Below are 26,147 nucleotides of genomic sequence, written 5' to 3'. Positions count from 1 at the left end.
TTTGTAGAACAGAACAGAACAGTTGGTGTTCTGGCATTTTAATATTTATTATGACAAATTTTAACTTCAAAATCGACGACAACTCCAACGTCCTGAAATTTCAGCAGTTGGTTGATACCATTGTGGATTCCATCAGCCGGAACCAGTTGAAAGAAGGCGATATGTTGCCGTCGGTTAACCAGATAATGAAAGAGAGCCGCCTCTCGCGCGATACTGTTTTTAAAGCCTATGCCGAATTGAAAAGGCGGGGAGTGGTGGAATCGGTTCCTAACCGTGGTTACTTTGTCACTCAAAAAATTACAAAGGTTTTTCTGTTTCTCGATACGTTTAAGGCCTACAAAGAGGTTTTGTACGGTTCGTTTCTGAAACACCTTTCCAAAAATATCAGTGTCGATTTACATTTTCACCATTATAATATTGGCGTTTTTGAAAAAATTATTTTTGAAAGCCTGGGAAAATACAGCAAGTACATTATCATGAATTTTGACCATGAAAAAATACCTGGTATTATTCACAAAATTCCGGATGAACAGTTGCTTGTCATCGACTGGAAAATACATGCCAAAAGTGAGCAATCGGCTGTTTATCAGAATTTTGGCGAGCCTGTTTACACCTGCCTGCAACAAAATCTGGAGCGCATAAAAAAATACAAACATTTTACCTTTTTTTATCCCCCCTTCACTTATCATCCAAAGGTAGCCATCAATTATTTCAAAAAATTCTGTACTGAAAATAAAATAGAACATTCAGTTGTTTTTGAACCGGAACAGTTTATTGTAAAAGAAGGTGGTTTGTATTTGCTGGTTAGCGACCGCACCCTGGCATGGTTTCTCGACCAGTGTGCCGACAAGGGATTTGAACCGGGACACGAAGCCGGCGTAATTTCATACAATGAAACACCCATGAAGAAATATGTGAAAAACGGCATTTCGGTTATTTCAACCGATTTTGAACTGATGGGCCAGAAAGCCGCCGAATTTGTCACTTCAGGAAATGCCGTGCAATTTGAGGTACCAACAACGTTGAAGTTGCGTTCCTCACTTTAAGAACAAAGGAACCGTTCTTTTCTTTCAGAGAACGGTTCCCTAAGACTTTCCTTGGTTTTATCAGCTATTCAAGTATAATTTCTGTTCGCTCCTCGTGCAATACATTGTGGTAATTCAAAAATTCCTTTTTCCCTCCAAATAATTCAAGGACAAAATCCCTTGCCATGCTGGTTTTTCCTTTTCTGTTTATCGCTTTAAAAGAACTGTATTTGTATTGTCTGAAGTTATCTATAATTCCATGCTTTTCAGGATTATAATGGGTATAGAATATCGCATATTCCAGGTAATCCTGATTTTCTATGAGAAGACGTTTGTATTTTGGATCGAAAAGATTCCCAACCCTGTTTTCCTGATTGTTGATTGCCATGGCGTAAGTAATAAACAGCCGTTTAAATTGGTTCGAAACTATTTTGCCGATTTCTGTTTCATTAGTTAATAAGGAACCGTTCTCGGGAAGAAAAGAACGGTTCCCTTCGTTCTCTCGGACGCTGTTTTGAGAAGAAATGGAACCGTTCTCTTTTTTGAAAGAACGGTTCCCTCGGTCGTGTAGAGCAACGGAACCATTCTTTTTAGAGAGAACGGTTCCCTTGTTCTTCAAATGTATTTCATCCCTCACTTTTATTATCAAATGAAAATGGTTGGGCATTAACGAATAAGCAAGAAAATGAACATATTCATTCAAAAAATCCTTCAATAATTTGAGAAAGTAATCGTAATTTTTGGGCAGGTAGAAAATATTCTGGCGGTTTGCTCCCCTGTTAAAAATGTGGTAATAATTTCCTCCCAAAATGGGTGTTACGGTTTTTATCGAAGGCATTTTTTATTTTAAAGGTAGAAAATATTTTCCGGAATCGGAGCAAAGGAACCGTTCTTTGAAAGAAAAGAACGGTTCCCTCTCAGAGCAGCGTAAAGGAACCGTTCTTTGAAAGAAAAGAACGGTTCCCTCTCAGAGCAGCGTAAAGGAACCGTTCTCTTTGGAAAGAACGGTTCCCTCAGAGCAATTTCGATCACGAGAAACCGATTTCATTGTATAGTTGAAAAATATTTTCTTTTCCAATTTCATTTTCGATGGCGGTGTAGAAATTTTTGTTATTCAGAAAAAAATATTCATGAAGATGAGATGCATATTTTGCCATTTTCTCAACAGTCCAGTTAAGTTTTCTTAAACATGTAATACCATCAATTACTTCGTAAAAATCTTCAATCGGATTGTGAACGAGGTGGCCCCACTCCAGTTTATGATTATACTTTTCAATAAAACCGAACGACCAGGGTAACCCTTCATTACTGCTTAAGCTTAAATTCCATCCGTCTTTTCCGTATTTTTCACCTTTCCAGTTCCACTCATTCTTATATTTTTCAATCAACTCAATACTCCACGGAATTTTAGTGTTGCCTGACATTTCTATAAAATGCCAGCGGTCTGAAAAGTGATTGAAAAATTCCTCGGACCAGGGTAAATGTTCGTTTTCCGATAATTCAAGCCAGTCAAGTTTGTCTGCGTATTTTTCAATAAATACTATAGTGAAATCTTCTTTATAAAAGGAAACCAGCTCATAATCCAGCGAAGTAAAGCTTTTCAGGAGAGGCAAAAATTTATCACTTACTAATTTTGGATTTGAACTCATCAACCTAAAATTCCACGAATCACGAAATTTATTAATCAGTTGTTTTGTGAATGGCAAAGCCGGATTACCGCTTAATGTTGACCAATTTAACAAGGTGGCAAAACCATCCAACAACTCCTCCGACCAGGGTATATTTTGGTTATCGGAAAGTCCTTCCCAATCCCAGAATTTGCGAAACTGGAACAAGTTTTCTTCAGTAAACTTAGCATTGCTTCTGCTCACATCAGACCAATCTATTTCATCGCTATGTTTTTTCAGATACTCATCTTTCCAAATAAATGCAGGATTATCAGACACTTCTTTCCACGAAATAAACGATTCATATTTTGGAGTTATCGTTTCCCATGGCACCGATTTGTTGACAGAAAAAACTGACCAATCCAATCCTTTTTCCAGTTTTTCAATCAGCTCAGGAGTCCAGTTTATTTCATGATTGAACGAAATATAATCAAAATTAGATTTTCGTTTGGCCAGTAAGAACAACTCCTCTGGGATGAATGAGTAGTATTTTTCTATGAGAGTTGTAATAGGTAGTCGATTTGAAATAGTTAAATAGTATTTACTCATAAAACAACTATTTTGAAGGGCTATTCTTTATTTAATTTTCCTTGGTTTTAAGTTTGTTTTTCGCAATGAATTGATGTAGATATAATGCAATAATTTTTCGACGATTATCTACCCAATAAAAAATCATTGTATTGCTCATCGTCATCAAAGGCATCTCTATCAGAAAATTGTTCAAAATCACTATATTGTTGGCTTCGATAAAACAGTAAATCTTCATATTTACTATCTAAGTCCTTGCAATAATAATAATCTTTTAAAACAAGTTGTTTCCATTTATCTATATCTTCCACCATAACCTTATCTATTCCAAAACTTTCATTATATTTTAATCTGTAATAATTAGAATCTTGCAAGATTATTTCTTTTTTAATTGTATATCCGTTTTTATCAATTGACCACGAATTTGAATAACCCTGTCGAGAACAATATACAATTGAATTTAGAACAAAGTTTTCCCAAACTAAAATATTCTTTAAGTGAGGGTTATAAAATAGAATTTTTTTCTCAATGTCGCCATACTCAATTTTTATTGAATTGTTTTCAGCGAATTTTTTTATATCCATTAAGTTTTGAGTATTGTTAACCGCTAAAACAAATTGATGAATCTCAAAAACAGGAATAATCTCATATTTGATAGAGTTATCATCAATCGTAATACGGAAATAACAATTAAATTTCATTTGAAAATCTAAAATTAATTTTAAAATAGGTTCGCTCTTTTTTAAAATAATACTTTTACCTTCATCTTTAACAAACTCGTATGCTTCTTTTATGGGTATTGAAATTATTAGCGTATTAGAGGCAACCTCAATACTATAATTTTCATACCTGATAGTTTTAACATTTTTAATCATTTCATTCAAATAACTAAATCTTTCTATAGCAATTCCAACATTATAAAATGTTAACTTTTCCTTTAAAAGGTGACCTTTATGAAAAAAAAAATCTTTGTACTTTTGATTGTAATAATCAAAATCATTAATCAAATTTTCAATTCCTACATGTATCATTTTAAATGTTTTTTAATTATTAATTTTCTTATTATCGATATTTATATAGGTTCAAGATTCTTAAAATAAACATAAAGCAGTTTCCATTCTAATTCATTTTGTGCCTCTCAGTAACTATGCTACTTCAGTTTTTTCCTTTATTAAAGTGATTTTCGTGATCAATTAAACTTAAAAAAAACTTTTCAGTCTTTCTTTAAAACAGTCTTCAACTATCTCGTCTTCTACTCTTTATACATCCTATAAAATAAACTTATTAGCAATCTGAAGGGAATTTTCAGTTTTGGCAATTCCTTGGTTTTTTATTAAGTCTAATGATTTATTTTTGCTTTTTGTTTCCATTTATTTGGTAAAAAAATATCTATAATGTCTTTTCTGCTTAACAGTGATTTAAATCCATTCCCGAAAAGAAAGTGTGATGCAGTAGGTGCTTTTATTAACTTTTCAGGACAAAAATCCCATCTATAAAATCCTAACCCCAATTTGCTCATCTTTTCCCATAGCTTAACAAATTGATCCTCTGTTTTCCAATAATCTATTATGAGTATTTTTAAATTTCCATTCTTTTCTTTTATGACTTCTTTTATTGCTTGATTGATATGTATATCTGAAAAAGAATAACCAACAATGATTAAAAAATCACTACGAAAGCAATCATTGTAAAATGCATTATAATATTGTTGGTGCGGTGAGAACAAAATCCTGGAACTTTTATTCATGCCGGTTAAAATACTTGATCGTAATAATATTTCTCCGGTTTGACTTATCTGTTCCTGGTAAACTTCAGGCATAGTAAATTTACTGTCAGTTTCATTAAATATTCTTTTCCCTTCATGGTTAAAATGAATAGATCCGTGTAGATTGTAATAACAGTTTCTTAACCGGAGATTGTTAATTTTTAAAGAATCAAGTTCTGGCTTTTTTACTCTGTCAGTTGAAAATCCCTCAAAAAATTTCAATCTTGTTGATAGAAGAGGAAGTCTGTCGTAATTTGTTGTATAAAAACGTAACCAGGGGTTTTTACAGGCAATAAGAAAGTTTTTAAAAGATTTATTTAATTCTTCAAAATTTTCTATGTTTTGTTCATATTCAGAGATTTTTTCAGCAATTAGTTTTATGTAATGATCATAAATTCTTTTTAAATAACCAGCACGAGTACTAAAACAATTTACTACATCATCTTCTGTTGGGTAAAAATACCCATTTTCTTTTTTTATGTAGATGTTTTCAAAGTCAAATAATTTGTTCTCAAAAGTATCATCCAATTTGGTAAAAACGGAATTGCTCAATTGAATTTTACTTTCCCTTTTATCGATATAATTGTAAATGGATTCAACTAAATTAATTATGTGTTCGAAGTTAATATCATAATTGTTTTTTTCTTGTAATAAATCGAAAAGACAGTTGCCTACTGGAGTTCCATCTTTCGTTTTAAAAGTTTCATCAATTTTCAACATGTTAGTCAGTTCATTTGTAGTTGGAGCATTCCAATCTAAAACTGCACCTGCCCCGGTTAGAAGAGTAGTTATCATAGTTAAGTATTATTTATTGATTGTTATACGGGAATTAAACTGAAAAAATTCATCCTTAACTCCAAAACTTATGGGAAAATCCTTTGACTCCCATCCGAACCAACTTTCATTTAGTTCTGATTTTTCAACCTTTTTTTCTGAATTCTGATTAATTATTTCAATCAATCCTTTTGAGAATTCATGAAAAACTGACAAATCAGATAATTCAGGCGAACTACTTATGTAAATATCAATACCATCCTCCTTGCTTTCAATTGTAAAATTAACACGATATTTATCCATGAAAGTATCGGTAGGTCTTTTAAAATAATCTTTTCCAGATTTATTATTTGATTCTAATATCTTTTGCAAATCAAATCCGTATGTTTTCAGATAATCAAAAATAATTTTTTTCATATTTTCAGGTTTTAAAATTCCCAATTTACAAAACCAATCCCACAAAATAAATCATTGTTGAAAAAACGATGGTGTATTGTTGGCTTGGTGATGAAAACAAAAGTGGAAGTAAGCACCAAAGGAACCGTTCTCTGAAAGAAAAGAACGGTTCCTTTAAGAGAACATGTTTTATAACATTTTTTTGTATTTTGAATCCATGTAATTTGCAGCTACTTTTGGTACCATACCAGAACAGAACAGTTCAATTTGAAATAGTAACCTAAATCATTATAAAACATGTACCTACTTGGATTTGATGTGGGAAGTTCTTCCGTAAAAGTGTCGCTTTTAAATGGTGAAACAGGAAAATGCGAGGCTACTTCTTTCCATCCGAAAGAAGAAATGAAAATTACTGCTCAACAACCCGACTGGGCAGAACAAGACCCCGAATTATGGTGGAAAAACCTGAAACTGGCCCTGGCCGATGTGTTGAAAGAGTCGCAGGTGAACCCTAATGATATTGAATCCATAGGTATTTCGTACCAGATGCACGGGCTCGTGATGGTGGATAAAATCAAACAGGTGATTCGGCCGTCGATTATCTGGTGCGACAGCCGTGCGGCATCCATTGGCGACAAAGCTTTTGAAGAAATTGGCGGAGAACGCTGTTTGTCGAGCCTGCTGAATTCACCCGGTAACTTTACTGCATCGAAACTGAAATGGGTGAAAGACAACGAGCCGCAATTGTTTGAAAAAGTCTGGAAAATAATGCTTCCCGGCGATTACATTGCCATGAAGCTCACCGGCGAAGCTCAGACTACAATTGGTGGATTGTCGGAAGGAATAATGTGGGATTTTCAGAAGAATAGCCTGGCGAAGATGCTTTTCGAAAACTATGGTTTTTCAGAAGATATCATCCCTGATATTGTCCCCACGTTTGCCAGCCAGGGACAACTTACAAAAGAAGTTGCGGCAGAATTGGGTCTTTCTGCAAAAACGAAAGTCAGCTACCGTGCCGGCGATCAGCCCAATAATGCACTGTCGCTGAATGTGCTGAATCCGGGAGAAATTGCCGCTACTGCCGGTACATCGGGTGTGGTTTACGGGGTGAGCGACGAGGTGAAATATGATCCGCAATCACGGGTAAATACATTTGCCCATGTAAACTACAGCAAAGATGATCCGCGCCTCGGCGTGCTGCTTTGCATCAACGGTACCGGTATTCTGAATGCCTGGCTGAAACGTCAGGTGGGGGACAGTTTATCGTACGAAGCGATGAACGAACTGGCTGCAAAGGTTCCGGCCGGTTCAAAAGGTGTAACAATTCTGCCTTTTGGAAACGGGGCCGAGCGCGTGCTGAACAACAAAAATATAGGATCGGTTTTCAGCGGAATAAATTTTAATATTCATGATAAAAGCCACCTGTTGCGTGCTGCGCAGGAAGGCATTGTTTTCTCGTTTAAATACGGTATGGATATTATGCAGGGGATTGGAATCAACGCTTCTGTTATTCGCGCAGGAAAAGCCAATATGTTTTTGAGCCCTGTATTCAGGGATACGTTGGCTGGTGTAACCGGTGCAACCATCGAATTATACAATACCGATGGTTCGGTAGGAGCTGCCCGCGGAGCCGGAATTGGCTCGGGATATTATGCATCGCCTGCTGAAGCATTTTCAAACCTCACCAAACTGGAAACGGTTGAGCCTGACAATTCGAAGAAACAGGAATATGAAGATGCTTATAAGAAATGGGCATATCAATTAAATAAAGGATTAAAAAAATAAGCTGAAATTTAAACGCTAAAGCTATTTTTTTATCGGAAAAAATCTAACACCCGGCTTAAGCCGGGTGCAAAAAAAAATCTATGGAAACAGGCTTTAGCCATTAAAAATTAAAAGTTTTTATTCATTCATAAAAATTATACAAGATGGAAGTATTAAAAGGAAACAAAGAGTATTTTCCGGGCATTGGCCAGATAAAATACGAAGGCCCGGATTCAAGAAACCCGCTGGCTTTTAGATGGTACGATGAAAACAGGGTAGTTGGCGGAAAAACACTGAAAGAACACCTGCGGTTTGCGGTTGCCTACTGGCATACTTTCTGCGGAACCGGCGAAGATCCATTTGGACCCGGTGCACAGGTATTTCCGTGGGACGGTGCTTCCAATCCGTTGGATGCAGCCAAAGAACGCATGGATGCTGCTTTTGAATTCATCACAAAAATTACCATCCCGCATTACTGTTTTCACGATGTGGACATGGCCGGCGGCGAAGGTTCGGTTTTCGATGTAGAGAAACGGCTCGGAAAAATGGTGGAAATTGCCAAACAAAAACAGGCTGCTTCGGGGGTGAAGCTGCTTTGGGGAACGGCCAATGTTTTTTCTGACCCACGCTACATGAACGGGGCTGCTACCAATCCCGATTTCAATGTGCTTACAAACGTGGCTGCACAAATAAAAAATGCCATTGACGCAACCATTGAACTGGGCGGCACCAATTACGTATTTTGGGGCGGTCGCGAAGGTTACATGACTTTGCACAACACCGATACCAAACGCGAAATTGAACACCTGGCCAAGATGCTTTCAATGGCCCGCGATTATGGCCGCAAGCAAGGATTTAAAGGTACATTTTTGGTCGAACCCAAACCCATGGAGCCAACAAAACATCAGTACGATTATGATGCGCAGACAGTAATTGGCTTTTTGCGTCATTATGGTCTCGATAAAGATTTTAAACTGAACGTGGAAGTAAACCATGCCACACTTGCGGGCCATACTTTTGCGCACGACCTGCGTATGGCTGCCGATGCAGGACTGCTCGGTTCAATCGATGCCAACAAAGGCGACTACCAGAACGGTTGGGATACCGATGAGTTTCCAACCAATGTGTACGAAGTTACCGAAGCCATGATGGAAATCATACAGGCGGGTGGTTTCACCAACGGAGGTATTAATTTCGATGCAAAAACACGCCGGAATTCTACCGACATGGATGACATTTTTATAGCACATATTTCAGGAATGGATGTTTTTGCACGCGCCCTGATTATCGCCGATAAAATATTGAATGAATCGGACTACCTGGAAATGCGCAAAAAACGTTATGCTTCGTTTGACGGTGGCAGAGGTGCCGATTTTGAGGCCGGTAAACTCACCCTGGAAGATCTGCATGAAATGGCCAAAGAAGTTGGTGAACCCGAACGTATCAGTGGAAAACAGGAGCTGCTCGAGCAGATGATTAACTGGTATATTTAATTTGTTTTAAATGAAGAATAACCGGTTATATATCATCGCAATTACATTTGTAGCTACCCTCGGCGGGTTACTTTTTGGATACGACACGGCTGTAATATCCGGTGCTGAAAAATCAATTCAGGCCTACCTGGTCGAAAGTCAGGGGCTTAGTTCCCTGATACACGGCCTGACCACATCGAGTGCCCTCATTGGTTGTATTATCGGCGGCCTTTTGTCGGGCGTTCTGGCATCTGCTTTAGGAAGAAAAAAAACACTTTTGATTGCAGCCTTCTTGTTTTTTCTTTCGGCAATGGGCTCCGGTTACCCGGAGTTTATCTTCTTCGAAAAAGGAGAACCTTCAATCGGGCTGTTGCTCATGTTTAACTTTTACCGGGTTATCGGCGGAATCGGAGTCGGCCTGGCATCGGCAGTAAGTCCCATGTATATTGGCGAAATGGCTCCTGCCCATATTCGCGGACAATTGGTTTCGCTCAACCAGTTCGCCATTATTTTTGGTATGCTGGTGGTTTATTTTGTGAACTGGGGAATTGCCAACGGGCAAACGCTCGAATGGATTAATACCATTGGCTGGCGGCGAATGTTCCTTTCGGAAACAATCCCTGCGGGTTTGTTCGGTATCCTGTTGTTTTTTGTGCCGGAAACGCCACGCTATTTGTCGCTTGCCAACCGCGACGACAAGGCACTGGAGATTCTGACACGAATCAACGGAACAGAAAAGGCAAAACTGATTATGGCTGATATCAAAAGCAGCCTAAGCCACCACTCATCACCAAAGCTGTTCTCTTTCGGAAAGAAAATAATTGTGATTGGTATTTTGCTTTCCGTTTTTCAGCAGTTTGTTGGTATTAACGTAGCGTTGTATTATGCCCCGCGTATTTTCGAAAGTATGGGGGCTGCAAAAGACGCTTCGCTGTTGCAAACTGTGATAATGGGACTGGTGAATGTGATTTTTACGGTGGTAGCCATTTTCACGGTGGATAAATGGGGGCGCAAACCCTTGCTTATTGTGGGTTCGGCTGGTATGGCAATAGGTATGTTTGCCATTTCCGCACTGGCATTCATGAAAATCATCGGAATAGGCACTCTTGTGTTTATTATCATCTACACCGCTTCTTTTATGATGTCGTGGGGGCCGATTACCTGGGTGTTGATTTCTGAAATATTCCCCAATAAAATCAGGGGAAAGGCAGTGGCTATTGCTGTTGCAGCGCAATGGGCGGCCAACTATTTTATCTCCTCCACTTATCCTGCTATGATGGAATTTAGTGGAGGTTTCACCTACGGATTTTACGGGCTGATGAGTATTATATCGCTCATTTTCGTTTGGAAAATGGTACCCGAAACAAAAGGGAAAACATTGGAAGAAATGGAAGAACTTTGGGATAAGCCGAAAGATTAACAGCATGAAAAAACCGGAATTTCAATTTGAAACTCCGGTTTTTTTCACTGTTTTATTTTGAATAACGTTCTGAAATTACTTTCCAGTCAATAATTTTCCAGAAATCCTCGATATATTTCGGACGCGCATTTTGTTTGTCGAGGTAATAGGCATGTTCCCACACGTCGCAGGTAAGCAGTGGGGTTTTGCCGTCACGAAGTGGATTCCCGGCATTGGCCGTTTGCACGATTTCGAGCTCACCGTTTTGGTTTTTTACCAGCCAGGCCCAGCCCGATCCAAACAACGTGGCTGCTGCATTCGAGAACTCTTCTTTAAATTTTTCAAAGGAGCCAAACTTTGCTTCAATAGCCTTTTTTAGTTCGTCTTTGGGCTCTTTGCAGCCGTCAGGACTAAACTGGAAGAAGTAAAACGTGTGGTTCCAAACCTGGGCACCATTATTGAAAATCCCGCCTTCAGCTTTTTTGATGATTTCTTCAAGCGACGCATTTTCAAAGGGTGTTCCTTCGGAGAGAGCATTTACTTTGGTAACATAAGCCTGGTGGTGCTTGCCATAATGGAATTCTATGGTTTTTTCACTAATGTAAGGTTCCAGGGCATTTTTGCTGTAGGGTAATTTTGGTAATTCAAATGACATAATTTTTTAGTTTAAAAGTGAATAATTGTTTTTTGTTTTTCATCATGTTTAAACGTTTTGTTAGTTAAAAAGATTAGCTTTTCAGGTAATTTTAATTGAGTTTAAATAAACAGTGCTCAGTTGAAATTTCAAATGTTTTATTTCACTCACTAATTTATATTGCTTTGTTAATCAGTTTAATTGGTGGTGGCAGGTTGGAAATGAATATTTTATTTCTGCTGTTTATCCTGGGTAATCTGCCTGTTAACTGTATTTTATCTTTTTGCCGAACCTCATATTTTGCTTAATTTTCCAAAATAGTGTTGAAATTTTATACAGTTGTATAAAAATTAAACAGCGAGCTTAACTGATTGTAAGTCAGTGTTCAGATTCTTTAATGAAACTATGTGTAAATAATTTCAACAGTTTTCATTGATTAATTATTAAATTATTTTTAGTTAATCATCTTAAGGTTAGTGTTTTGTGTTAGTTTTTCCCTTTGGTATTATAATTGGATTAGCGGTATTGAATAGTTTTTTTAAAACTAATTCATTTTTTTGAAGAATTAAAAATTAGTGCCATGAAGAATAAAAATATTTTATACGCCTGCTTGCTAATAGTGCTTTTATTTGGCCCAACAGGTATAACTGCTCAAAATACCGCTGAAAATAAAGTTTCGGTATTGACAACTTCTGATTTAAATACCCTTTCCAAAACATTAATTGAAGAATATTCAAAAGTAAATACGGACGTAACTTTTCAAATTGAGTCAGCACCTGGAAGTGATTTTGAAGAGTTGATGAACAAGGAATTTGATTTGGGCTTTACTTCAGGTAAGGCAAGCAAGGAAGTGGATCAGTCCTTTTTAAAACTGTTAATTGGTCGCGAAATAGTTGTTCCTGTAATTAATGCTCAAAATCCTTATTTTGATGAAATTGAGAGACAAGGTATTTCAGCGACAAAATTAAATGCAATTTTAACTGGCAATGAACCAAGCGACTGGGGCACTTTGTTGAAAAACAACGAAACTAATTCTACTCCGGTTTTTGTTGCTAATGAAGTTTCGGTATTTGACGCAGTGGCTTTTTTTACCGACGTAAAACCTTCCGTTTTTCAGGAATTGACAGCACAGCCGGCCAGCGAGCTGATTAAAATTGTTCAGGGTGATAAATTTGCCATCGGTTTTTGCCGGCTGACTGATGTCCTGAATTCAGAGAAAGATGGACTAATTGCCGGCATCCGGCTTTTACCAATCGACCGGAATGGCAATAATGCGATTGATTTCACCGAGAAGATTTATGGCAGCCTCAGCGATTTCAGGCGCGGAGTGTGGATTGGCAAACATCCGGGTGAACTTGTCAGCAATATTTACACCATTATGCCTGCCGTTCACCAAAACGAAAACGTTACTGATTTTGTGAGCTGGGTATTAACCGGCGGACAACAGTTTCTTGAAAATTCAGGTTACACAGAGTTGGTTACTAACGAGAAGCCTGCGAAACTTAATAAATTACAACCCCAACAGCTTGCTGTTGAGCCGGTTGATGAACACAAAGCCAATAACAGGGTAACACTGTTCATTATCGCTTTTTTTGCCGGGATCGGATTGCTTATATTTATTCCGCCTTTGTTGAGTGCTGGTGTGGAAGAAGGTATGAGAACTGCCCCAGTAAAAATGCAGGGGCCACTGACAGAAAGCTCTCTCCAGGTGCCGGAAGGATTGTACTTTGACAAAACGCACACCTGGGTGTACATGGAAAGAGATGGAACCGTCAGATTGGGAATTGACGACTTTCTGCAGCATGTTACCGGAGCATTCACGCGCATAAAAATGAAAAATCCGGGAGAGAGAATTAAAAAGAACGATCCGGTAATGACATTGATTCAAAATGGCAAACAGATTGTGCTGTATGCACCTGTTTCGGGCACCATCCGGCAGATGAACGAATCGCTCGTCGGCGAACCGTCGGCAGTGAACAGCTCGCCGTTTAAAGAGGGGTGGGTTTATGCCATTGAACCTGCCAACTGGCTGCGCGAAATTAAGTTTTTAAAAATGGCACAGGATTACAGGGAGTGGATAAAAGGTGAGTTTACCCGGCTCAGGGATTTTTTTGCCGAATCGGTACACTCAAATTTAACCGGCCATGTAATTTACCAGGATGGAGGAGAATTTTCCGATGCCGTTTTACAAGACCTCTCTCCTGAAGTTTGGGAAGATTTCCAGAAGCATTTTATTGATGCTTCAAAACTATAATGGAATTGAAAGATAAATGGTGATTGGTACCGGAACTTCTGCTGTCTGATTTTTTGAGAGAGAGTGAAGTTCTGTTGATATGTGTATATAAGTAATCAGAAATGACAAAATCGAAAAAGACGAACCAAAAACGAAATAAGTTAAAGTCATTTGCATACAAATATTTGCGGTTTAAATCGTCGATATACGCGCGTGTGATTTACACAATCACCATTTTATCGTTTATACTTTACTTTGCGTATGGTGCAATTTTTAATTCGGTTTACGGCGAATATCTCGACACGATAATCAGGCAGCGTGGCAACGATATCGGTTCCATTATTGAGGGTTCGCTGTATTATTCCATGCTGAAAAACGACAACGATGCCCTTCAAAGCACCCTCGATATTATCAATAATATGTCGGGTGTCGATGAGGTAAATCTTTATGACCAGGATAACGATCTGGTTTATACTTCAGTTTATTCCGATACGCTTGTACACAGCGACCCGGATTGCAAGAGCTGCCACACTGATTTCAATGAAATGTTTCCGTACACCGAAAAAACGTACCGGATTATTGATTTTGAAACGGCCTGCAACATGAGTGTAACGAACCAGGGGCACCGGCAGCTGTTCATTCGTTCGCCTATTTTAAACGAACCCTCGTGTTACACCGCTGCCTGCCATGCCCACAGCCCGGATGAAGAAGAGCTAGGCTCGCTCATTATAAAAGTTCCGCTGCACTCACTGGATTCGGCCGTTTCAAAATCGTCAACCGAATTTTTTCTTTTGGCTGCTTTGGCTACTTTTCTTTTGGTTACTTTTTTAATTCTGTTTACCAACCGAAAAATTCGCAAACCGCTGAGCGCCATTATAACAGCCAGCGAAGCCGTGGCCAGTGGAGACCGTAAGCGCCGTCTGGAAATTAGACCCAACCTGCTCGACGATATGAAAATGGTTTCCATGGCATTCAACACCATGCTCGATAACCTCGATTCCGCCAATAAAGAACTCGAAAACTGGTCGCACCAGTTGGAATACAAAGTACAGAAGAAATCTGAAGAACTTTCTGAAATTCAGAATGAACTAATTCATATTGAACGTATTGCCTCGTTGGGAAAACTTTCGTCGTCGGTTGCACACGAGCTGAATAATCCGCTTTCTAGCATTTTAACCTACATTAAACTGATTTCGAAAAAAGTAAACCGGCTCAATTTGAATCCCGATTTATCCGGTTCGTTGCTTAAGCATTTAAAGGTTGTTGAGGCCGAAACAAAAAGATGTGGCGAAATTGTGAAAGGTTTGATGGATTTCTCGCGGAAAGACCAGGAGGATTTTTCAAATAACCACATGCACAATATTTTGAAGGAAACCTATGAGTTGATTGAACACCAGATGAAAATGAAAAATATCAACTTTTACACGGAACTGGCTGCCGGAAATGATTTGGTTTACTGCAACGAAAACCAGATGAAGCAGATTTACCTGGCCCTGCTTGTAAACGCCTCGGAAGCAGTGGACGAAAACGGGGAAATACTTATAAAAACGAGCAACCCCGACGAGGAGCACCTTAAAGTTGATATTGTTGATAATGGGGTGGGAATCTCGCCCGAGGATATTTCACACATTTTCCAGCCATTTTTCTCGGCCAAAAGGCAATCGAGCGGAATTGGCCTCGGCCTGGCCATCGTTCACGGAATTGTGCAAAGCCACAAAGGAAAAGTGGATGTTGAGTCGGAACAGGGAAAAGGAACAACGATGTCGGTAATTTTACCGCTGGCAAAAAAATTAAAAATTGAATAATGACAAACGCAATTTCACTTTTAATTGTTGATGACGAGGAATCGGTCAGAGATTCACTCTACAATTGGTTTATTGAAGATGGTTTTAATGTGAAGTGTGCCGAAAATGCAAAGGAAGCACTTACCATGCTCGAATCGGAAAACTTTGACATTATTTTGGCCGATATTAAAATGCCCGGCATGGACGGGCTGGAAATGCACCGGCGCATTAAAACACTGAGCCCCGAAGCCATTGTAATTATTATGACTGCTTTTGCATCGGTTGAAACAGCTGTTCAGGCGTTGAAGGACGGAGCCTACGATTATATTACAAAACCCTTCGACCCGGACGACCTGTCTCATTTAATCCGGAATGCAGCCACACAAATTGAGCAAAAGGCCGAGGCTGAAAATTTCAAAAATAAGGAAACGAACCTGGAAAACATCGAGGATATTGTGGGCAACAGCCAGCCAATGATGCAGGTGCTAAAAGAGGTGGAGAATGTTTCCCAGTCCAACTCATCGGTGATTATTACCGGCGAAAGCGGAACCGGGAAAGAACTAATTGCCAGGGCCATTCACTCCAATTCGTCGCGTAAGTTTTTCCCGCTGGTGACGGTGCATTGCGGTGCATTATCAGAAGATTTGCTTGAAAGCGAACTGTTTGGACACGAAAAAGGGGCGTTCACCGGTGCCATGTTCAACCGCAAAGGACGCTTTGAAATTGCTGACGGCGGAACAATTTTCCTGGACGAAATAGCCACCATTTCAGGGAAAATGCAGATCGAACTGCTGCGGGTTCTCGAAACCAAAAAATTTGTGCGCGTTGGCGGTAATAAGGAAATCAAGTCTGACTTCAGGGTAATTTGTGCCACCAACAGGGATTTGAAAAAGATGGTGGAGCAGGGGACTTTCAGGGAAGACCTCTACTATCGCCTGAATGTGGTCAATATTAACATTCCTCCATTGCGCGAACGGCCCGGTGACATTTCGCTGCTGGTAAACTATTTCATTAAAAAATACTGTACCAACATGAGCCGCGATCTCATTTCCATTGAACCTGCTGCCATGAAACGGCTGGAACAGTACGACTTTCCGGGAAATGTGCGCGAGCTGGAAAATATGATTGAACGCGCCATTGTGGTTGGTAACGGAAAAGAAATCAGGATCAAAGACCTGCCCATGAAAGCGAATGCGCCGGTTGATTCTTCCGAAAGCCTTTCGGAACTGGAAAGGAAACACATTTTGCAAACGCTCAATAAATTTGACTGGAACATAAGCCGGTCGGCCAAAGTGCTGAAAGTTGACCGCGTTACATTGTACAATAAAATTAAAAAATACGACCTGAAAAATCCGGACGGGAACAAGTAGGTTTCTCTGAACGAAAATTACCGGAAGAGTTACAATAATTGATTTTCATTATCCGTAAAGAATTATTTTTTTGAGTAAACAGCGTATATTATTCATTTCATTCGGGCAGTTTGGGAGCGATTTTTTGGAGAAAGTTGCTGCTGCTGTTAAATCAGAATTTGGGGTACCTGTAGGTTTCGATATTAATTACGGTGTGCTGACCAGCTTTTATGATCCCATTCGCCGCCAGTACAATGCCAACGGGCTCATAAAATTTATTCATGAAAAATATGGCAACAACGGCTCAAAAACCATCGGGCTTTTCCAGGTCGATCTGTTTATCCCAATTCTTACGTTTGTTATCGGGCAGGCTGTTTACAAAGGAAATGTGGGAATTGTGTCGCTGTATCGCCTGGAAAATGAACTTTACGGATTGAAAAACGATGAAAACCTGCTTTTTGAACGATTTTGTAAAGAGATTATTCACGAGCTGGGGCACACGTTTGGTTTAACGCACTGCACCTCTCCCGTTTGTGTTATGCGTTCGAGCACCTACATTGAAGAAGTGGATGAAAAAAATGCCCGGTTTTGTGCTACATGCAAAAAACAACTGGACCAGGCACTCCATGGCGAGCCGTTATAATTTCTCTTTTATGGGCAATATTGAATCTCCTGAAATCTGAAATGTTCTGTACTTTTTGTTTTTGGACAAAAACGGCAGTTGAAAAGCCGGAAACCCGGCAATGAATTCCGGATCGAAATACCCGGTGGTGTAACCGGCTTTTGCCTTTATGGAAACCAGCTCCACGTTATCTTCATTCTGTGGGGTAACGGTTGTGGCAAGCACCCTCATTTCGTTGCCTTTCACAAAAATGTCATTTCCGTTTTCAATGGTTTGCAACTGGCTTTCCCTGAGCGAAGAAAGATCAATCCGGAGTAATGTATCAATTGAAAAATGGAAGAAATCGGAAATGGCAATCAGTTCACCTGAGATTAAATTCCCATCTCTTTGAATGTTGTTTTGATAATGCGGATGGCTTCCATCATTTGCTCTTCGGTAATTACCAGTGGGGGAGTGAACCGGATAATATTCTCGTGGGTAGGTTTGGCAATCAGGCCATTTTCTTTTAAGGCCAGGCAAATATCCCACGCCGATTTTCCATGGACCGGCTTGATGGCAACGGCATTCAGCAATCCTTTTCCTCTTACCGTTTCAATCATTTCCGATTTTATGGATTTCATTTCATTCCTGAAAATTTCGCCAAGCCGTGCTGCATTTTCAGCCAGCTTTTCTTCCCGGATAACGTCGAGCGCCGTCATGGCTACTTTCCCGGCAATCGGGTTTCCGCCATAGGTACTGCCGTGTTCGCCCGGTTTAATGGTGAGCATAACTTCGTCGTCGGCAAGAACGCATGAAACCGGGTAAACGCCACCTGAGAGTGCTTTCCCCAAAACGAGGATGTCGGGACGCACATTTTCGTGGTCGCAGGCCAGCATCTTGCCGGTGCGTGCCAGGCCAGTCTGAATTTCATCGGCAACAAACAAAACATTGTATTTTTCACACAGTTCCGAAGCTTTTTTCAAATACCCGTCTTCAGGCACATAAACGCCTGCTTCGGCCTGAATGGGTTCCACCAGAAAACCTGCCACATTGGGATCTTTCAACTCTTCCTCCAGCCGTTCCGCATCGTTGTAAGGAATGTTTACAAACCCTGGCGTGTACGGCCCATAATGGCTGTAGGCATCCGGATCGGACGACATGGAAACAATGGTGATGGTACGCCCGTGGAAATTACCGTCGCAAACCACAATTTTGGCTTCGTTTTTCGGAATTCCTTTTACTTTGTATGCCCACTTGCGCACCAGTTTGAGGGCTGTTTCATCCGCTTCGGCTCCTGAGTTCATGGGTAACATGCGGTCGTAACCAAATAATTTGGTCATGTATTCTTCCCAATCGCCCAGCACATCGTTGTAAAATGCGCGGGAAGTGAGCGCAAGTGTCGAAGCTTGTTGGGTAAGGGCTTCGATAATTTTCGGATGGCTGTGTCCTTGGTTTACAGCAGAGTAGGCCGAAAGGAAATCGAAATAGCGTTTCCCTTCCACATCCCATACAAAAATGCCTTCACCCCTCGATAACACCACAGGTAGGGGGTGGTAGTTGTGGGCACCAAATTTTTCCTCTTTGGCTATGTAATCTTTTGATGATAATTTAGACATGATAGATTTTTTAAAATTTGGTTGCAGATTTACAACTTCCAGGGAGATTTTCAAAATTCCCGGTAGTGTTTAAAAGCACAGAAATTAATTTCGGTTTTCAAAGCTAACTTTTCCAGAAACGGGCGATTAAAACTTCGCTTAAAATGAAAAACAAGGCAAATAAAATGCACCATTTCCAAAGCTGTTTTCCTTTGCTTAGTTCATTGTAAATTTCCGAGAAATTTTCCGTTACATTTTCAATTACCGAAGCATTTTCGAGATTGGTTGCTTCCAGCCTGTTTTTTAATTCTTCCGTCTCAAAAAAACGGAAGTCCGATTCCTGGCGGTCGTAATTGAAAGCGAGTGCCGCAATGGTTTCGTCGTTATTTTTTACCAGGTAGTGGCCAGCGGTTTTAATCTGGCCTCCCAAATCGAGGCGGGTGCCTTGTTCGGTAATGTTAACGCCGGGAATAAACCGGTCGCCGGTTTCACGGTTTTCAATTTCGGGCGATTCTTCCAGGCCGACATTACTCCGTGCAGGCAGCAGATAAGTATTGTCTGTGCCCAGCGTTTGCGAAATTTGCTGATCGGGTAAACTGTTCAGCACAATATTGTAAAGCGATGGCACAAACAAAATATCGCGGGCAAACGATTCATTCTCTTTGTTCAGCGGAAAAGCAAAAGTCCACACTTTTCCTTTCCCGTATGGCATAACCGACAAGGCTTTGTCGCCATTTTGGAACCACAGTAAATTTGTTTCGGCAGTACGTGTGTTTTCCTGAAATTTTAAATGCCCGTTTATTTCCGGCAGCAGCGCGTTGTCTTCTCTTTCCCTGAAAACATCCCTGAAAAACCGGTTTTCGAAATCGATGCCCGAAATTTCCTGACGGGAGGTATCGGTGCCGTTAACAGTTGCCGCCCCAAACCGTGATAAAAATGTATTGTTGAACGAAGGATTTTCACCTTTGTGCGGGAATAGTACCACAGACGACCCATTCTCGGTGGCAGCAGCGAGTTGGTTTAAAAAGCCGGAGGAAAAGCTTTCGGGATTTACCAGAAAAATGGTATTGTACTCTGCCAGCCGGCTGATTTGCAGGCTTCGCATGTTCATCTGGTCAAGTTCAACATAGTCGTCGTTTTCAAAAAGTGCCGCGATGTAACCCAATCCTTCCTGCGATTCCTGACTATTATTGAAAATGGCCAGTGCCTTGAGTTTTGGCTCCACGTAATAGCTGAGGTACCATGTGTTGTCGTGTGTAAACGGGTAATCGGTTATTTCAACTCTGCCCAACTGAATGCCTCCTGTAACGTTGGTGTATTTCAGGCTGGCCGTAATTTCATTTTGGGCATTTACCGAAAAATTGGTAATTGATTTTAACGAATCGTTGAGGTAGAGGTTTAACGGAAGATTTTGGTAATCTTCGTTCGAACTGTTTTTAATTTTTACGTAAATATTCTCTTCCTGTTTTAAACCGTGGGCAGGCACTTCCACCCAGCATGAATCGATAAAAAGGTTGTTCACCTGGTTGGGGGTCATCGGAAGAAAGTAGCTGAAAGTAGATTCATCTTCAAAATTTTCAGGATCAGTTATGCTGCGCTGAAAATCGGAAATGAAATAGAGCGTATTTTGAGCACCTTCCTCGTTGTTCCGGGTTTCAATATTCAGCCTGTTATAGATTAACGAAAGCGGGATTACCCCGGGGGAGGGACTGATGTCGGCCACCTGGCGGATAAACTGTTCCTTGTTAAGCAGGTTTTGGTGGCGCGGTTCAAGGTCGTTGGTAAACAGCCTGAATTTTGTACCAGGAGGATAGGCCTGTGCGATTTCGGCGGCCTTGTTGCGGGTGCGTTCCAGTAGTTGGCCTTGTTCCGACAGGGCGTTCATGCTGAACGAGTTATCGACGTAAACTCCCACAATATTGTTTGACGTTTGCCGGGTTTCGTTTCCTACAGGAATGTAAGGTTGTGCAAAAGCAAAAACCAAAAAAACAATGGTGAGAATTCGTGCAATAAGCATGAGGATTTGCTTGAGGCGCGATTCTCTTTTCGATTCTTTTTTTATGTTTTTCAGAAATCCAACATGGCTGAAATAAACTGTTTTATAACGCCTGAAACTGAACAGGTGTATAATAACAGGTATAATTACTGCGAAAAGTGCGAAAAGAAATGTTGGATAAAGAAAATTCATAGTTCTTGTCTGATGTTCTTATTTGTTTTTGAAGATGGCGATTTCTTTTTCACCGGTTGATTTCACAAAGCCGCGAAACATTCCGCTGGTGTTGAAATCCATGGCAATGTTTCCGTTGGCATCGAGTCCGATGACACCTCCCGTTCCGTTCATTTCGCTGAGCTTCCTGATTTCTTCGCGGCAGGCTTCTGCTACACTCAGGTTTTTGTATTCCATGAGCGCCGAAATGTCGCGGGCAAACCCAAGCCTGATATAATATTCGCCGTGACCAGTGCACGAAACAGCGCATGTTTTATTGTTGGCATAAGTGCCGGCCCCGATAACAGGCGAATCGCCAATGCGGCCATACTTTTTGTTGGTCATTCCGCCGGTTGATGTCCCTGCACAAAGATTCCCGTAGGTGTCGAGGACGGCACAACCAACTGTGCCGGTGTTGTCTTTTTCGGTGCGTTCCCGTTCCCTTTTTTGCAGTCGTTTTAACGATTGGTAGCGCGATTCAGTATAAAAGTATTTGTTCTTCACAATTTCAAGCCCTCTTTCTTTTGCGAATTGCGAAGCTCCCTCACCACTCAGAAAAACATGTTCTGAATGCTCCATTACTTCGCGTGCTGCCTTAATCGGATTTTTAATATCGCGCACTCCGGCAACGGCTCCTGCATTCAGTGTTTTGCCTTCCATAATGGAAGCGTCCAGCTCGTTTTTGCCCTCGCTGGTAAAAACGGCCCCTTTGCCGGCATTAAACAGCGGCGAGTTTTCGAGAACCTGGATGACCTCTACAACAACATCGGGGGCTTCAGCGCCTTCTTTCAATCGTTTTTCCCCGAGCTGGAGAGCTTCGTTCAGGGTGGCTTTGTATTCAGCCTGCCGCTCCGGGCTCATGGCTGATTTTGACATTACACCAGCTCCCCCATGAATAACAAGGGCATATTTTTGTTGTCCGCTGGTGTTGAATACAGATGCCCAAAACAGGGCAATTATCAATAAAAATTTAAACTTCATTTTTACTGTTTTTTGGAAACAATACAAAAATGAAATAATTAAATTAAATGACAGCAATTTGCAGGGATACTTTTTTGCAGTTTGCACCTCAACTTTTTTGGAAGCAGTATTTTTCAGGTTGAATGAATTATTTAATTGAGGATGTAAAGCACTGAAAAGAAATGGGAAATACTACCGCCCAGCACAAACAGGTGCCAGATTCCGTGTCCGTATTTCAGGTTGCGCCAGGCATAAAAAATTACACCCAGTGAATAGCAGCCGGCTCCGATAAATAAAAAGGTAATGCTCGAAGCAGGCAAATTATTTATCATGGGCACAATTGCCACCAGAAACATCCAGCCCATGGCAACATACACACCAACCATAAGTTTACGAAAACGGGTGAGGTAGATGGAGCGAATGACAATTCCAATCACTGCCAGTCCCCAAACAATGCCAAAAAGTGTCCACCCGAGCGGGCCGCGTATGGTGGTCAACACAAATGGGGTGTAGGTTCCGGCAATGAGCAAAAATATCGCGGAATGGTCGAACCGGGCAAAGAGGTTTTTAATTTTGGCTTTTGTAAAACTGTGGTATAACGTGGAGGAGAGGTAGAGTAAAAACAGCGAAGCCCCGAAAATGGAGAAACTAACCACATGCCAGGTGTTTCCTTTGTTAACAGCATAAACGGTTAAAATTACTAGGCCGGCGATGCTAAGCAAAGCCCCAATTCCGTGGGTGATGCTGTTGAAAATTTCTTCTTCCAGGGTTAAACTGCGGTAATGTGATTTATTTTTATTCATATAAAAACTAACTGTAATAACGTTTCAAACAAATTTATATTTTATTCGGGATTAGCAAGATTTATCCGCTCAAAATATGCATTTCGCCCATTATAATAACAATTGGGAATGTATTTGGTTAACACGGAATTTAAAGCTGGTGGCGTTAAATTGGTTTGCTGAAATACTTAAATCGAACCTATAATTTCGATGAAAGTACCATCCGGATCCTGAACAAGAATGTATTTTCGGCCATCCTCGAGAACGGAAGGTTCTTTGCTCAATATTTTGATGTTATGACTATTCATTCTTTCAATAAACGGGGCAATATTATTCACGAAAAGGGTAATGTACTGCATCCCTGTATCGTCGTGAATATATTTTTGATCCGGGTGATTGGCTTTTTTTCCAAAGCTCATCAGTTTCCACTCGCTGGCCTGTTGGCTGTCTTCGAGCTTCAGTATTTTAACATTGAGCGATCGTCCGTCCGACAGCCCAAGCTTTTTGGCATTTTCGCCATCAACACCAAATGCCCCGGTTTGGGTCATTCCAATTACATTGGTATAAAAATCAAGCGATTCATCGAGATCGGAAACAACCACGCCTACACTTATGGTAGGATTGCTGAATTCTTCAGGTGCAGGGGCCATTTGGGCAATTGCATGTGTTGAAATAAAAATCAGGATGATGGCAGTAAATAAATTTTTCATGGATTTTGATTTTAAAAGTTATTATCAGCAGCTAAAGTAATAAATTTCTTTTGGAAAAATTATATTGAATTTTTACAGTAATTGCTGAGATTATTTTTATCCGTACTTCAGGTTTTGGATGTTTTATCGTACATTGACCATTCAATTTTGAAATGTGTTTTATGGAACTTCCTCACTATTCACACATCGATATTATTGCCCACCAGGTAATTGTACGCGATTTGAAAAAGGTTTTGCTGCGGCGGTATTTTAAGTCGAAACAATAATAACCTTTCCTGGGATCTCAAAAATTAAAAAAGCAATGAATTTTTGCACATAAAAAACCCGGAAGAAAAAAGCTCCCGGGTTTTTTAATTCAAACTAGTGATAATCTGATACTATCTTTCTGTCTTGTTATTCAAACCAGCCGTCAACCATGTCTTTGTTGGCTTCGTACCATCTTGTTGCTCCGGCTTCTTCGCCTTCCATGTCAATGGCGCCCATCAGGCTGTAAAGCTGCTCTTCGCGCAGGTTGAAGTTTTTGAAGAATTGTGCCGCTTCCGGCATATCTTCTTCAAAGCCGGACCTTGAAACTATGGCACAAACATCTTTTGGGTAAACATCTTTTGGATCGTCAAGGTATTTAATATCAAAGTTTGCCCACATGAAATGGGGTTTCCAACCGGTGATCACGATCCATTCGTTGTTGTTCACCGCTTTTTCAAGGCTGGCTACCATTGCCGGGCCACTGGATGTAATCTGTTCAAAATCGAGATCATATTCTTCGATGGCTTTTAGTGTATTGGCGTGGATTCCGGCACCGCTGCCAATACCAATTATTTCACCATCAAATTTGTCAACATGATCATTTAATTCGGTAATCGAATTGATGTCAACATAAGAAGGTACAACCAATCCGGTAGTTCCGCCACTGAATGATTCCCCGAGTTTTACAAGTTTGTCGCCATAATCTTCCCAGTAAGGGGCATGAGTATGTGGCAACCATGCATCCATGAATACATCACCTTTTGAGTCTTCTTTTGACAGCTCGCCGTATATTAATCCCGGTTCGAGGTTAATAATTTCAACATTATACCCGTTGTTTTCGAGGGCAACTTTTGCCAAATGGGTGAAAGCAATTCCTTCTCCCCAGTTCGGGTATAATATTGTTACTTCTTTTTTCGATTCTTCTTTTGAACCTGATCCGCCACCGCATGAGCTAATGGCAAAAACAAGTCCTGCCACTACTAATAAGCTCAGCAATTTTTTGAATTTCATCATAATTATTCGTTTTTTAAGGTTACTACTTATTTTTTACTTCCTATGGATTGTGTAATCCTGTCGAGGATCATTGCTAAAACCACAATTCCCAAACCGGATTCAAATCCTTTTGCAATATCATTTTGCTGAATTCCTTGGTAAACAATACTTCCCAGACCTCTCGCGCCTACCATGGAAGCAATTACTACCATAGAAAGTGCAAGTAAAATTACCTGGTTGATACCTGCAAGAATTGTAGGCATAGCCAATGGTAACTGAATTTTAAACAGAATCTGGTTTTCGTTGGCCCCGAATGCCCTTCCGGCTTCAATTACATCGCCCGGAACATTTCTGATTCCGAGGTTGGTTAACCTCACTGATGGCGGCAATGAAAAAATTACCGTTGCAATAACACCAGGAGTATTCCCCACACTGAAAAAGAAAATAGCCGGAATCAGGTAAACAAAGGCGGGCATAGTTTGCATGAAGTCGAGAATGGGACGTATTATGGTATCAGCCGTATTGCTTTTAGCCGACCAAATTCCAAACGGAATACCGAGTATTAGTGCAATAATGGTGGAAACAAGTACCAGTGTGGTGGTTTGAATGGCTTCTTCCCAATAGCCCATTGCGTATATCAGCAATAACCCGAGAATGACAAAAATTGTAAGGCCGTACGCTTTTTTCAGCCCCGATTTGGTAAACATTTTGTTGCCGGCTTTCACATAGTATGCAATTAAGGCAATTAGTACAAGAATGACAACAACTGGTATCGCAAGAAACAAATCATTCATGTTTTCCACCAGCCAGGAAATACCATCGTCGATGGCACTCCAGAGAAAGGATAAATTCTGTTCAAGTGAATTAATCCCTTTTTCGATATATTCTCCTATTGGTAATATCTTTTCCATATTATAATTCGTTTGCTTCTCCAATTAATTTATTCATCTCTTTGTCATTAAAGCGGGTTGACTCTATAATTAACGAAGTTTGTGTGACTAATCCAAGTAATCTGCCATCTTCTTCGTCAATAACCGCCAACGGATGATGGTGACCGGTAATCAGCGGCAACATTTCTTCAACTGTGTAGTGTTTGTAAACACTTGGAACTTCTGTATGTAAGGCGCTCTCCACAGTTTTGGCTTTCTCTTTTTCGAGCTTCAGCATATCTTCGAGCCACACGTAGCCCAAAAATTTTTCCTCATTGTCTTCCACCGGAAGAACATCTACCCCTACATCACGCATTTTACGTATTGCCCCTTTG

23 protein-coding genes are annotated in these 26,147 nt (G+C 40.3%); 8 read left to right on the top strand and 15 right to left on the bottom strand.

Annotated elements, in window-relative coordinates; all coding sequences use genetic code 11:
- Positions 1 to 50 precede the first annotated feature (50 nt).
- Positions 51 to 1,046 carry a GntR family transcriptional regulator gene (locus ACTCNA_RS02520; protein WP_462946325.1) on the top strand — a complete coding sequence of 332 codons (996 nt, stop codon included), beginning with the start codon at positions 51 to 53 and terminating at the stop codon, positions 1,044 to 1,046.
- 64 nt (positions 1,047 to 1,110) lie between these two features.
- Here the strand turns inward: ACTCNA_RS02520 and ACTCNA_RS02515 are convergent, their stop codons facing one another.
- The 5 genes from ACTCNA_RS02515 to ACTCNA_RS02495 form a co-directional block, all read right to left on the bottom strand.
- On the bottom strand, positions 1,111 to 1,863 hold the full coding sequence (locus tag ACTCNA_RS02515; protein WP_462946324.1) for a transposase: 753 nt from the start codon (positions 1,861 to 1,863) through the stop codon (positions 1,111 to 1,113).
- A gap of 190 nt (positions 1,864 to 2,053) precedes the next feature.
- On the bottom strand, positions 2,054 to 3,241 hold the full coding sequence (locus tag ACTCNA_RS02510) for a hypothetical protein (RefSeq protein ID WP_462946323.1): 1,188 nt from the start codon (positions 3,239 to 3,241) through the stop codon (positions 2,054 to 2,056).
- Between the two features lie 104 nt (positions 3,242 to 3,345).
- Positions 3,346 to 4,251 (bottom strand): hypothetical protein, encoded by a 906-nt coding sequence (locus tag ACTCNA_RS02505; protein WP_462946322.1) that lies wholly within the window; start codon positions 4,249 to 4,251, stop codon positions 3,346 to 3,348.
- A gap of 308 nt (positions 4,252 to 4,559) precedes the next feature.
- Complete coding sequence (locus ACTCNA_RS02500) at positions 4,560 to 5,780, bottom strand: SIR2 family protein (RefSeq protein ID WP_462946321.1); 1,221 nt, start codon at positions 5,778 to 5,780, stop codon at positions 4,560 to 4,562.
- 9 nt (positions 5,781 to 5,789) lie between these two features.
- A complete protein-coding gene (locus tag ACTCNA_RS02495; RefSeq protein WP_462946320.1) occupies positions 5,790 to 6,176 on the bottom strand; it encodes a hypothetical protein in 387 nt (128 codons plus the stop codon).
- A gap of 276 nt (positions 6,177 to 6,452) precedes the next feature.
- Here ACTCNA_RS02495 and ACTCNA_RS02490 point away from each other — a divergent pair, with 276 nt between their 5' ends.
- From ACTCNA_RS02490 to xylE, 3 genes are all read left to right on the top strand, one after another.
- Positions 6,453 to 7,940 carry a xylulokinase gene (locus ACTCNA_RS02490; protein WP_462946319.1) on the top strand — a complete coding sequence of 496 codons (1,488 nt, stop codon included), beginning with the start codon at positions 6,453 to 6,455 and terminating at the stop codon, positions 7,938 to 7,940.
- A gap of 143 nt (positions 7,941 to 8,083) precedes the next feature.
- The gene (gene xylA, locus ACTCNA_RS02485; protein WP_462946318.1) at positions 8,084 to 9,412 is read left to right on the top strand and encodes a xylose isomerase; all 1,329 of its coding nucleotides are present in this window, start codon (positions 8,084 to 8,086) and stop codon (positions 9,410 to 9,412) included.
- A gap of 10 nt (positions 9,413 to 9,422) precedes the next feature.
- Positions 9,423 to 10,811, top strand: coding sequence for a D-xylose transporter XylE (gene xylE / locus ACTCNA_RS02480; RefSeq protein ID WP_462946317.1), 1,389 nt, complete (start codon positions 9,423 to 9,425; stop codon positions 10,809 to 10,811).
- A gap of 52 nt (positions 10,812 to 10,863) precedes the next feature.
- Here the strand turns inward: xylE and ACTCNA_RS02475 are convergent, their stop codons facing one another.
- Complete coding sequence (locus ACTCNA_RS02475; protein WP_462946316.1) at positions 10,864 to 11,445, bottom strand: superoxide dismutase; 582 nt, start codon at positions 11,443 to 11,445, stop codon at positions 10,864 to 10,866.
- Between the two features lie 559 nt (positions 11,446 to 12,004).
- Between ACTCNA_RS02475 and ACTCNA_RS02470 the strand changes: the two genes are divergently transcribed.
- From ACTCNA_RS02470 to ACTCNA_RS02455, 4 genes are all read left to right on the top strand, one after another.
- A complete protein-coding gene (locus ACTCNA_RS02470) occupies positions 12,005 to 13,678 on the top strand; it encodes a substrate-binding domain-containing protein (RefSeq protein WP_462946315.1) in 1,674 nt (557 codons plus the stop codon).
- Between the two features lie 101 nt (positions 13,679 to 13,779).
- The gene (locus ACTCNA_RS02465) at positions 13,780 to 15,462 is read left to right on the top strand and encodes a sensor histidine kinase (protein ID WP_462946314.1); all 1,683 of its coding nucleotides are present in this window, start codon (positions 13,780 to 13,782) and stop codon (positions 15,460 to 15,462) included.
- On the top strand, positions 15,462 to 16,811 hold the full coding sequence (locus ACTCNA_RS02460; protein WP_462946313.1) for a sigma-54-dependent transcriptional regulator: 1,350 nt from the start codon (positions 15,462 to 15,464) through the stop codon (positions 16,809 to 16,811). Before ACTCNA_RS02465 ends, ACTCNA_RS02460 begins: the two co-directional genes overlap by 1 nt.
- Positions 16,812 to 16,881: 70 nt before the next feature.
- Positions 16,882 to 17,433 carry an archaemetzincin family Zn-dependent metalloprotease gene (locus ACTCNA_RS02455; RefSeq protein ID WP_462946312.1) on the top strand — a complete coding sequence of 184 codons (552 nt, stop codon included), beginning with the start codon at positions 16,882 to 16,884 and terminating at the stop codon, positions 17,431 to 17,433.
- Here ACTCNA_RS02455 and ACTCNA_RS02450 read toward each other — a convergent pair.
- From ACTCNA_RS02450 to ACTCNA_RS02410, 9 genes are all read right to left on the bottom strand, one after another.
- A complete protein-coding gene (locus ACTCNA_RS02450) occupies positions 17,428 to 17,658 on the bottom strand; it encodes a hypothetical protein (RefSeq protein ID WP_462946311.1) in 231 nt (76 codons plus the stop codon). The genes ACTCNA_RS02455 and ACTCNA_RS02450 overlap by 6 nt on opposite strands.
- Positions 17,659 to 17,783: 125 nt before the next feature.
- Entirely contained in the window at positions 17,784 to 19,007 is a 1,224-nt protein-coding gene (gene rocD / locus ACTCNA_RS02445) for an ornithine--oxo-acid transaminase (protein ID WP_462946310.1), read from the bottom strand.
- A gap of 103 nt (positions 19,008 to 19,110) precedes the next feature.
- Positions 19,111 to 21,174, bottom strand: a complete 2,064-nt coding sequence (locus tag ACTCNA_RS02440) for a BatA domain-containing protein (protein ID WP_462946309.1) — start codon at positions 21,172 to 21,174, stop codon at positions 19,111 to 19,113.
- A gap of 18 nt (positions 21,175 to 21,192) precedes the next feature.
- The gene (locus ACTCNA_RS02435; RefSeq protein WP_462946308.1) at positions 21,193 to 22,173 is read right to left on the bottom strand and encodes an isoaspartyl peptidase/L-asparaginase family protein; all 981 of its coding nucleotides are present in this window, start codon (positions 22,171 to 22,173) and stop codon (positions 21,193 to 21,195) included.
- A gap of 131 nt (positions 22,174 to 22,304) precedes the next feature.
- A complete protein-coding gene (gene trhA / locus ACTCNA_RS02430) occupies positions 22,305 to 22,955 on the bottom strand; it encodes a PAQR family membrane homeostasis protein TrhA (protein ID WP_462946307.1) in 651 nt (216 codons plus the stop codon).
- A gap of 167 nt (positions 22,956 to 23,122) precedes the next feature.
- Positions 23,123 to 23,644, bottom strand: coding sequence for a VOC family protein (locus tag ACTCNA_RS02425; RefSeq protein ID WP_462946306.1), 522 nt, complete (start codon positions 23,642 to 23,644; stop codon positions 23,123 to 23,125).
- 393 nt (positions 23,645 to 24,037) lie between these two features.
- Entirely contained in the window at positions 24,038 to 24,904 is an 867-nt protein-coding gene (locus tag ACTCNA_RS02420; RefSeq protein ID WP_462946305.1) for a glycine betaine ABC transporter substrate-binding protein, read from the bottom strand.
- Between the two features lie 26 nt (positions 24,905 to 24,930).
- Entirely contained in the window at positions 24,931 to 25,794 is an 864-nt protein-coding gene (locus tag ACTCNA_RS02415) for an ABC transporter permease (RefSeq protein WP_462946304.1), read from the bottom strand.
- A gap of 1 nt (position 25,795) precedes the next feature.
- Positions 25,796 to 26,147, bottom strand: a 352-nt coding sequence (locus ACTCNA_RS02410) for a CBS domain-containing protein (protein WP_462946303.1), incomplete at its 5' end; no start/stop codon positions are given.

Source organism: Tangfeifania sp. (genome assembly GCF_055108615.1).
Note: the sequence above shows the minus strand (reverse complement) of the source record. Positions and strands in the feature narration are given on the sequence as shown.